Annotated in this window: 11 protein-coding genes; 5 read left to right on the top strand and 6 right to left on the bottom strand. The window is 59.1% G+C overall.

Translation table 11 applies throughout. The features are described 5' to 3' along the window. On the bottom strand, positions 1–220 hold a 220-nt coding region (locus ACRXB1_RS22940), incomplete at its 3' end, for a hypothetical protein (RefSeq protein ID WP_449493317.1). A gap of 59 nt (positions 221–279) precedes the next feature. Here ACRXB1_RS22940 and ACRXB1_RS22935 point away from each other — a divergent pair. Together ACRXB1_RS22935 and ACRXB1_RS22930 are read left to right on the top strand one after the other, a co-directional pair. Beyond that, positions 280–1,266: a LysR family transcriptional regulator gene (locus tag ACRXB1_RS22935; RefSeq protein ID WP_449493316.1), complete on the top strand. Its 987-nt coding sequence runs from the start codon at positions 280–282 to the stop codon at positions 1,264–1,266. 183 nt (positions 1,267–1,449) lie between these two features. Further along, complete coding sequence (locus ACRXB1_RS22930) at positions 1,450–1,653, top strand: hypothetical protein (protein ID WP_062001063.1); 204 nt, start codon at positions 1,450–1,452, stop codon at positions 1,651–1,653. Between the two features lie 533 nt (positions 1,654–2,186). On the opposite strand, the gene ACRXB1_RS22925 is transcribed toward ACRXB1_RS22930, so the two are convergent. Then, positions 2,187–2,906 (bottom strand): hypothetical protein, encoded by a 720-nt coding sequence (locus ACRXB1_RS22925; protein ID WP_449493315.1) that lies wholly within the window; start codon positions 2,904–2,906, stop codon positions 2,187–2,189. Positions 2,907–3,199: 293 nt separating this feature from the next. On the opposite strand from ACRXB1_RS22925, the gene ACRXB1_RS22920 reads away from it, so the two are divergent. From ACRXB1_RS22920 to ACRXB1_RS22910, 3 genes are all read left to right on the top strand, one after another. Continuing rightward, positions 3,200–3,412, top strand: coding sequence for a ParD-like family protein (locus ACRXB1_RS22920; RefSeq protein WP_075360215.1), 213 nt, complete (start codon positions 3,200–3,202; stop codon positions 3,410–3,412). Then, the gene (gene map / locus ACRXB1_RS22915) at positions 3,409–4,176 is read left to right on the top strand and encodes a type I methionyl aminopeptidase (RefSeq protein WP_449493314.1); all 768 of its coding nucleotides are present in this window, start codon (positions 3,409–3,411) and stop codon (positions 4,174–4,176) included. The genes ACRXB1_RS22920 and map overlap by 4 nt, the downstream gene beginning before the upstream one ends. Before the next feature lie 82 nt (positions 4,177–4,258). Beyond that, positions 4,259–4,642, top strand: coding sequence for a hypothetical protein (locus ACRXB1_RS22910; RefSeq protein ID WP_174363116.1), 384 nt, complete (start codon positions 4,259–4,261; stop codon positions 4,640–4,642). Between the two features lie 134 nt (positions 4,643–4,776). Here ACRXB1_RS22910 and ACRXB1_RS22905 read toward each other — a convergent pair whose 3' ends face one another. From ACRXB1_RS22905 to ACRXB1_RS22890, 4 genes are all read right to left on the bottom strand, one after another. Then, positions 4,777–5,874: a porin gene (locus ACRXB1_RS22905; RefSeq protein ID WP_449493313.1), complete on the bottom strand. Its 1,098-nt coding sequence runs from the start codon at positions 5,872–5,874 to the stop codon at positions 4,777–4,779. 208 nt (positions 5,875–6,082) lie between these two features. Further along, the gene (locus ACRXB1_RS22900) at positions 6,083–6,673 is read right to left on the bottom strand and encodes a DUF2894 domain-containing protein (RefSeq protein WP_449493312.1); all 591 of its coding nucleotides are present in this window, start codon (positions 6,671–6,673) and stop codon (positions 6,083–6,085) included. Continuing rightward, positions 6,670–7,314 carry an OmpA family protein gene (locus ACRXB1_RS22895; RefSeq protein ID WP_062001056.1) on the bottom strand — a complete coding sequence of 215 codons (645 nt, stop codon included), beginning with the start codon at positions 7,312–7,314 and terminating at the stop codon, positions 6,670–6,672. Before ACRXB1_RS22895 ends, ACRXB1_RS22900 begins: the two co-directional genes overlap by 4 nt. Continuing rightward, positions 7,311–8,992 (bottom strand): DUF802 domain-containing protein (locus tag ACRXB1_RS22890; RefSeq protein WP_449493311.1); only part of this gene is annotated, 1,682 nt, incomplete at its 5' end. The genes ACRXB1_RS22890 and ACRXB1_RS22895, both read right to left, overlap by 4 nt.

The raw sequence follows: 8,992 nt of genomic DNA, 5'->3' as shown, positions 1-8,992 counted from the left end.
GCGCGAAGCTCATGTCCAGCACCTGGTCATAAAACGCGAAATCGCCCACTGGCGCCAGGTCGAGATCCGCCTGGTTTTCCCAATGGCGGCGGCGTAGCCCCGCGCCCAGCTTTTTGAGTGCCTCGAGCGACGACTCGCCTTTCCAGTAGGACTCGAGTCCGAACTTCAGTTCGCGCTTGGCGCCAATGCGCGGGAAACCGAGATTGTGTGTCGTGACCATAGATGTGCCGCTCCTTGAATGAATGGCACGATCTTAGTTTGCATGGTCCATGAAATATAATGGTCATTTCTCATCGATCGATTAGTTCCTTTCATGGACCCACGATGCTCGAAAGAACGCACCTGGCCATCATCCGCGAAGTCGACCGTCAGGGCTCCCTGACGGCCGCCGCGAGCGTGTTATGCCTGACGCAGTCGGCACTCAGCCATACCGTCAAGAAGATGGAGCAGCACCTCGGCACGGCGGTATGGACGCGCGACGGGCGCAATCTCCGGCTGACGCAGGCGGGGCAATACTTGCTCGCGCTCGCCAACCGCGTGTTGCCGCAAATGGAACACGCGGAAGAACGCATGAAGCAGTTTGCGCTGGGGCAGCGGGGCACGCTGCGCATTGGAATGGAGTGCCACCCTTGCTACCAGTGGCTGCTCAAGGTGGTGTCGCCGTATCTCGCGCGCTGGCCCGACGTGGATGTCGATGTCAAACAGAAATTCCAGTTTGGCGGCATCGGTGCGCTGTTTGGCTATGACATCGACATCCTGGTCACGCCCGATCCGTTGAGAAAGCCCGGCTTGCGCTTCGAACCGGTATTCGACTACGAGCAGGTGCTGGTGGTCGGGCGCAAGCACCGGCTGGCGGATGCGTCTTTCATTCTCGCCGATGAACTCGCCGACGAGGTCCTGATCACTTACCCGGTCGAGATCGACCGCCTGGATATCTACAACCAGTTCCTGATGCCGGCGAACGTCATGCCGAAGCGGCACAAGGTCATAGAGACCACCGACATCATGTTGCAGATGGTCGCGAGCGGCCGTGGGGTCGCCGCGCTGCCGCGCTGGCTGGTCGAGGAATACGCGGACAAGGTGGCCGTCAGCGCGGTCCGGCTGGGTGCGCAGGGGATCGCCAAGCAGATTTTCCTGGGCGTGCGCGAAACCGATCAGGCTATCGATTACCTGACCGCGTTTGTCGAGCTCGCACGTGGATCGGACTGGAATGCGGCCGTGGGCTCGACCGTTCAGCGTGCGGCCGCCATTGAGTATCATCTCTGAGCCGTTCGTCTAAAGTCGATTTGCGGTGTTTCCTAAAGTTTCTACAGCCGCGGCCGTTATTCAGTGAGTGCGCTTGATAGCGGTCATCTGCCACTATGGCATCGGCCGCCCCTTTGAAGAGGTTCCGGTGCGTGTCGCACCAAAGACGCCAGACAAACTGGAAGATGATGGCGCAAAATTACGATGGGATTAAAGATGCGGAAAGTCAGTGAGACAAAAGCGTTTGACCTGAGTATCGCTGTCCTTCGGAAGGCTCAGGGGAAAGGGAATCCCGACGACTTCGTGACGGGTACTCCGGAATGGCAAAAAGCACAGCTCGGGGTCATGCAGGACACCATGCGGATCATCGGCCTGCTTCGCAGCGAAATGAACGAAACCGGGCGCTAAGACAGGCGTTCCACGGCGCTAGCCTGCACGGCACAACGCGCGCCCTCTCACCCCAGGTGAAAACCAGCGGGTAAGCACGTCCCTCGACCAGATCAACTTGCAGTCCGGCGCGCCACGCCGTTCGGCCGGCTTGAACCCAGCGCTGAAAAGGCTGGGTTCACGAGCGCGTGCGATTGACGTCTACGAGCTCAATCATCGATTATCGGCAGCGATGCTCCCAGTGATGATGAACGCGGACTTTATGGCATTCGCGATGATGGTGATACGGCGCGGCGGACGCCGGCGCAATGGTTACCAACGTGACAGTCGCAGCAGCGAGCGCAAGAATCAAGGTTTTCATATGTTTGTGGAAGACTGGAGTGGAGGGGCAAGGCGCTTTGGATCGGTCACAGTGTGACAAGCTTGATAACGACAGATCCGGCTATTTCTAAAGCGAAAATAGCCGGGAAGCATGTTTGCCGCCCCGCGACGCGCGACTTGGTTATCCCAGGTCCCGACCCGAGTCACACAACAGCGCCTGCGTTTTTGCGGGGTCAGTTGTTTTCGTTATGAATCTCAACCGAGAAACGTGTGTTGCCCGGGTTGCATTGCTCATTCAGTGCATTCGGGGACGTACAGTTTGGCTGGCCGGCCACCCTCAGTATTTGCAGGAACGGATCACCCGTCCCGATTTCCTCGATCTCCAATGCTGGAAACTTTGCTTTTTTGATCTTGATATACCTGTACTCAATCGAGATATGTGACGCTACATACGTATCGATCAAATCCTGGAACACAGGTCGTGTCGATACTGCAACGCTATAGTGCACGCCATACCAATAGTCGATTTCCTTGTTATCGCGATCAATTCTATGACACTGCAGCAGCATTTTCTTTATATGGCCTTCATACGCTTTATGAGCGCTGTTTGCTTTGGTCGTCAGGGGTGTGAGATTTTCGTCCGTGTCGCCTGAACCTCCCATCTCTTCGTTCAGTAAGTGCCCGGCGATCCAGCCTGTCATATGGCTATCGTCCACGAGTGCACGCATGAACGGTCGCAAGCTGTTGGCGCTGGTTTTTGTACCGAGTGCGTAATAACTCGATACGTTGGATTGATCAGGGCCAAGTACTGCTGCCATCGACGTCCCGCTGCGGATTTGCGCGCTCTCGAACGTTTGGATCAGAGGTGGTCCGTACACTTCGCTGACAAGCCCGACAGCGAATCGATCTATCACTTTGCGGTTGGTTGTCGATAAAGATTTTCTGAAAGCCAAAAGTGTTCTCCTTTGATGCTGGTACCCGTAAGACACGCCCGGCATGCAGTCCTGTCTTTTTCCTGTTAGCACGCGCGCCCATGAATCATCCCGCTTGCATGAGCGCTTGCAAGAGCGTTTGCAGGAAGGTCGATTTCATGGGTAACAACACCGGGACCATTCTGTTTATTCCTTGTGCACAATCGCTCGGTTGGAAGTGGCCGGGTCGACGCCCCGACAAATCGCACAGATCGCTTGCACGATTACGGCGACGGAGTATATGATCCATATATGTTTCATATATAGAGGTTGCCATGGGCATCGTAAATATCGACGATGATCTGCACGATCAGATACGCAAGGCAAGCGCCGTGTCGTGCCGGTCGATCAACGCGCAAGCGGCCTTCTGGATCAAGATTGGTTTGTTATCCGAAATGAATCCAACGCAGAGTTTCAACGAGATCGTTGCGGGAGAATTGCGCGCGGCGGGCGTCGTATCGCAACCGGTGAAGGTGGCGTTGACATGACCAAGCGACCAGAAGAAATCGCATTGATGGCCGAGTCCGGCAAGCTGCTGGCGGACGTGTTCGGCTATCTGGACCGGCTGAGCCTGATCGGCATGTCGACCATGCAGGTCAACGATCTGGTCGACAGCTTCATCGTGAATGAACTCAATGCGCGCCCGGCAAGCAAAGGGCAGTACGGGTATGCCTACGCGCTCAACTCCTCTCGCAACAACGTGGTTTGCCACGGCGTTCCATCCCCTGCCGAGCTGTTGCAAAGCGGTGATATCGTCAATTTCGATATCACGCTGGAGACCAATGGTTTTATTGCCGATTCCAGCAAGACATACCTTGTCGGCGAGGTTTCTCCGCTGGCCAGACGGCTCGTGCAAGTGACTTACGAAGCCATGTGGAAAGGAATCAAGGCGGTTCGTCCAGGCGGCAGACTGGGCGATGTGGGGCATGCCATCGAGCGGCACGCACGCAGAAACGGCTATTCGGTCGTAAGGGAATACTGCGGGCACGGCATTGGACGTGAAATGCACGAGGATCCTCAAGTGCTGCATTGGGGAAAGCCGCGCACGGGCCTGGTGCTGCAGGAGGGAATGGTGTTCACCATCGAACCGATGATCAACCAGGGGCGGCATGCCGTCCGTACTGAAGAAGATGGCTGGACAGTCGTTACGGACGATGGACAACTGTCTGCGCAATTCGAGCACACTGTCGCTGTGACTCGCAACGGCGTGCGCGTCCTGACTTTGCGCCCCGAAGAAAAGATGCTCAACTGACGGCCCGGGGAAGGGGAATCGCGAAAACAAGATGCGTTCCTTTCTTCATGACATCGACCCGATCATCCACCTATAAGGCTCCATGAGAAACCTCCTTGCATCGACAATCGCGACGCTCATTCTGCTTGCTAGCACAGCCGCGATAGCCCAGGCGCCCAAGCAGGAGTGCGCCATCGGCTATGTCACGGGCATTGGCGGAGCGGCGCAAAACGTCCGTGAATACCTCGCATTGCCGGACCGCGACAAGTATCGCTACCTTGCGGACAACCCGATCAATTGCCGGGTTTCGGATGAAGGCCGTGCGTCGGCGTGTACGGGCCTCACGAGCTTCCGGCACGAAAAAGTCAGCGTCTACGATGACGTCGACGACGCGACAATAGCCGTCGTCGCGCGCGTGGAACTCGACCGGGGAACGTATCCGGCAATCATCGTCGTGCCAAGGCCGAATGTGCAGTGCGAGCAATAATTGCAGAGGCTGCGTGAAGCGGGTATCAAGCGAGCCAATCACGCTTCAATAAAAAACGGCGCGCACTGCAGAGTGCCCGCCGTTTTTCCTTTTAGCGCGTAACGACCCGGCAGCAAGCCGGGCCTGAACAAACGTCAGAATATGTTGCGAAGGCCGACTGCAACGCCGGTCTGGTTGTTGCGTCCCGGGAAGTCCGCTTGCGCGGCGCCCGTCCCGTGGATGAAATCGACCGTGCCATACACTTCCGTACGCTTGGACAGCGCGTACTCGGCAAGCAGCACGCCCGAGTAACGTACCCCGCGGCCAAGCGTGGTTCCGTCCGCGTTCAGCGCATTGCGCGAGTGATCGTAGTAGCCCGCAGCAGTCAGCAGCAACGGCGGAGTTACCTGCCATGTGGTGCCGGCGTAGAAGCCGTCGTCGATGCGGTTCGTATTCGCTACGGGGGCCGCAAAGCTCGCCGCGGGAGAGTTCGCAGCCGACATGAAGATGTCGACCATGCCGGTATTGTCCTGCGCGTGCAGCCAGCCGGCGTAAGCCTTGACCGTGCTAAACGCATAGACCGCGCTCACGTTGACCACGTTGAACTTGCGGTTTTGTGCGTCGCTGTTCTGCTGGAAGCCGGCATCGAGCGACAGGCCGCTGAACGTGTAGGACGCGGTTACGCCGTACATGTTGTTCGCGCCCGTGCTGCCCGCCGTGTTGCCGAAGGCGTACATGGCTTCCACGTTCAGGCCGCCGAACTGGCCGTTGTACTTGACCGAGTTGTTCGAACGCAAGCCGTAGCCGAGTGCGCCGGGCAGCCAGCCGTCCTGATCGTAGTTGCCCACGGTCAGCGGATCATAGACGTTGCCAAGCTGATCGAAGAGCGGCGTATTCTGACGGCCGAACGTAAGGGTGCCGTACTGGTTGCTCGATAACCCGACATACGCCATCCGGCTAAACAGCGTGTTCTGGCTCGCCAGTTGGCCGTTCCAGACGTTGAAACCGTTTTCCAGGCGGAACACGGTGGACAGTCCGCCGCCCAGATCCTCGGAACCCTTCAGGCCCCAGCGGCTGCCGGTGATCGGGCCGTTGCCCATCGCTACCTGGCTGTCGTTGTTTGCATTCGCGTTCGTGAGATAACGTACGCTGGTATCGACAATGCCGTACAGCGTGACCGAGCTTTGCGCAAAAGAAGATTGAGCCGCGATGGCGATGAATGCGCCGGTAATGGCGCGAGTGATTTTGTTCACCAGTGTCTCCGCATGTTTAGTTTTTAGATAAACGCCGGCCGGTTTTGACGGCCCTGATCCATGAACGATTTTGTCGTCCGGGCGCAATCATATTTCCGTCGATTAAAAAGCGGGACTGGTTTTCAATATTCGTGTCTCCCGTTCGCAACATCGGGTTGACTTGCACGAATTGATTGGCAGTTTTGTTTCTTGTTCTTGATTAATCGTTTTAGGCGCTTCGCGATTTTCCACGAGCGGTCTTCTTGGCGGTCGCGCTCCGAGGCGCATCCTTGTCAGCCGCGGTGCCGCTCGCTGTGTTCATCTGTTCGAGCCATGACAACGCGTCCGCATACGATAAAAACTGCTGCAAATACCCGGGCGACAACTCGCGCATCAATGACAACGCGCGATGCACGAGGCTGCTCGAATTAAGCGGGCCGGCATTTCCGGGTACTTGCGCGAGCGATTGCCGGAACTGTCTTTCAGTGCTGATCCTGTTCCACGTCTCGCGGAAGTATTCAAGCGCGGCCATTTCCGGATAAGCATCGGGCGCGCGTGTATTCGCCAGGTAGTCGATGAGTCCGCTCAACGGTCCGGATGCGGACTCGCCATCTGGCGCTTTCGGTTGAGCGTTTGCAGCAAGATCACTGGCGAAGGCATCGATCAATTCGGTTAACCTCGCGTTCAGGACGCGCCGTGTTTCACCGTCATGGTTTATCGCGCGCCGCTCCATCGCTTCGATAATCCGAAAGCGCACCGGATCAAACCGATCGGCGCCGCGTTCGCGCCAGGCATCGAGCGTTGCATGGAAATCGCTCATGGCGCCTTCACCGTTGCAGCCGATGGTTTCGGCACAGGCGCGATCTCGACTCGGCGGTTCTTTGCGCGCCCGGCATCGTTCGTATTCGATTCCACTGGCTGCTGCGAGCCGAACGCCGCTGCAAATAGCGATGAGGAGGGCACACCTTCATCGATCAACGCACGCGTCACCGTCAGCGCGCGTTGCGCCGACAGTTCCCAGTTGTCCGCGAAACGGCGATTGCCTTCGCGCAGTTGCCGGTCATCGGTGAAGCCGCTCACCATCAGGATCTGCTCGTTGGCCTGCAGATAAGCGGTGAGCGGTCCGGCCAGACTCTTCAGCACCTTCCGGCCTTCGGGCTGCAACTGATCTGAGTTGAGCGCAAACAATACGCTGCCATTGATGCCGATCCGCCCGTTGACCAGCGTCACGCGACCCGCGGCCAACGGCCCGGCGAGCGCTTGCTCGAGCGTCTTGCGGCGCTGCGCTTCCACCTGATGCTGCTTGACCTCGCGTTCCAGCTTGCTGGAAAGCTCCAACTGCACGCCGATGACCCCCACCAGGATCAGCATGAACGCGCCCAGCAATACCGACATCAGGTCGCCGAAGACGGCCCAGACCGGCGCTGCGGGTTCGACGCCGCCGTCGATATCCTCGCTCATGCCGCTTCGGCTCCGGCAGACGTCCGCTTGCCGCCGATCTGCTGCAAGTCCTCGATGATCTGTTTCTGCGACATCACGCTCAAATCGATGACTTCCCGCGCCTGCGCGACGTAATACGCAAGCTGTTCGTCGCTGCGTGTGAGCGATTTATCGAGCGCGATTTCGATGCGCTGAAGGTGCGCCACGAGCTTCTCGTTCGAATCGCCGAACAACTGCACGGCCACGCCGAACGCCTCGCCGAGGCTCGCGACCTCGACCGCGCTGCCGGTGACTTGCGCCGCAATGCCGCTCAGCTTGCCGGTCTCCTGTTCCACCTTATCGGTGAACCGGGTGCCGACGCGATCGAGCAGATCCGCCGACGTGCTGACCAGCGCATCGACAGCCGTGCGCTGCTCGGTCGAGGCGTGGTTGACGGCATCGAGCAGGGTTTCCAGCGTGGCCAGCAGACGGCTGCGTTCCTCGAGCATGGCGGTGTCGCGCACCATGCTGTCGGAGAGCTTGATGCGCAACTCGGCGATCATTTCAGCCGCGGCCTTCGGCGCTTCCGATGCCGCCTGCACCAGCCGCGAAATCTCGCCGATGGTGTCGCTCGCGTGCGCCTGCGTCTGCGCGGAGATGTCGCGTGCGGTGCTGGCCAGTGTGTCGCAGATGTCCTGCTGCCGGGTCGCCGTGCGCGCGCCGGCTTGTTCCCATTCGCGGCTGAGCGTTGTGGATATCGATTCAAGCTGGCCGGTCCAGGCGGCGAGCCGCGCTTCGTCGTGCGAAGCCAGTTCCGTCTGCAAGTTCGAATGTGACTGGTCGACCTTGCCGAGCAGCGACGCCGAATGCTGCTCGAAGCTCGCAGCCGCCGCGTTCAGCGCATGCGCGTTGTGTTGCGCCAGTTTCTCGCCGATACGCTCCTGCTGCGCCAACGCATCGCGCCATGCTGCCGATACGCCGGCCGTGGTTGCATCGAGCCGGGTGGAGACACCGTCAAGCAAGCTGATCGAGCGTTGCTCGAAGGTCTCGGTGAACCGGTCAAGCGATAGACGCAAATGCTCGGACAGTCCTTCGGTGGAGTGCTGATGCGCAGTGAGCGCCTGATGCCAGATATCGGAAACGTTCGTGGCCGTCGATTCAAAACCGCTCGACAATCCATCCAGTTGCCGTTGTACGGCGGTCGTCACGCTGGTGTGCAACGCGGCCGACTCGCGCGTGAGACCGGCCATTGTTGCTTCCATGACGGGCTGCAGCGCAGCACCGGCGGCGCGGGCGCTTTCAGCGACGCTCTCTTTCATGGAACGTTCCACCGATGCAGCCAGGCGCGTGTAAGTCGCCTCCGTCCTGCCATGAAACGCATCCTGGTTCGCGACCTGCCGCTCGTTCAAAACATGGTTCTGCTGTTCGATGGCGGTCATCATCGCCTGCAGGCGATCAACCAGCGCAGGCATGACTTCCGCCTGACGCTGCAGGAGCCTGAACGCTTCCTCGCGCTGATGCGTCTGCGAATAGATGCGCAAGGTCGTCGCGATCTTCACGTCGAGCATGTGCGCCGCCTGAATCCGTTCGCGGCGGCACAACGCGGACAGCAAGCCCAGCATGGCCGATGTCGCCACGCCCGCAATCGATGTCCCGAACGCGAAGCCCAGCCCCTTGACCGGCGCGGCAAGCGATGCGCGGATGGCCTGCAGGTCGGTCA

It is taken from the genome of Caballeronia sp. M23-90, from assembly GCF_053574605.1.
This window is presented reverse-complemented; position numbering and strand designations above follow the sequence as displayed.

Coding starts and splice junctions, on each gene's coding strand:
- ACRXB1_RS22935 (WP_449493316.1), top strand. CDS start 280: ATGGTCATTTCTCATCGATCGATTAGTTCCTTTCATGGACCCACGATG.
- ACRXB1_RS22930 (WP_062001063.1), top strand. CDS start 1,450: ATGGGATTAAAGATGCGGAAAGTCAGTGAGACAAAAGCGTTTGACCTG.
- ACRXB1_RS22920 (WP_075360215.1), top strand. CDS start 3,200: ATGGGCATCGTAAATATCGACGATGATCTGCACGATCAGATACGCAAG.
- map (WP_449493314.1), top strand. CDS start 3,409: ATGACCAAGCGACCAGAAGAAATCGCATTGATGGCCGAGTCCGGCAAG.
- ACRXB1_RS22910 (WP_174363116.1), top strand. CDS start 4,259: ATGAGAAACCTCCTTGCATCGACAATCGCGACGCTCATTCTGCTTGCT.
- ACRXB1_RS22900 (WP_449493312.1), bottom strand. CDS start 6,673: ATGAGCGATTTCCATGCAACGCTCGATGCCTGGCGCGAACGCGGCGCC.
- ACRXB1_RS22895 (WP_062001056.1), bottom strand. CDS start 7,314: ATGAGCGAGGATATCGACGGCGGCGTCGAACCCGCAGCGCCGGTCTGG.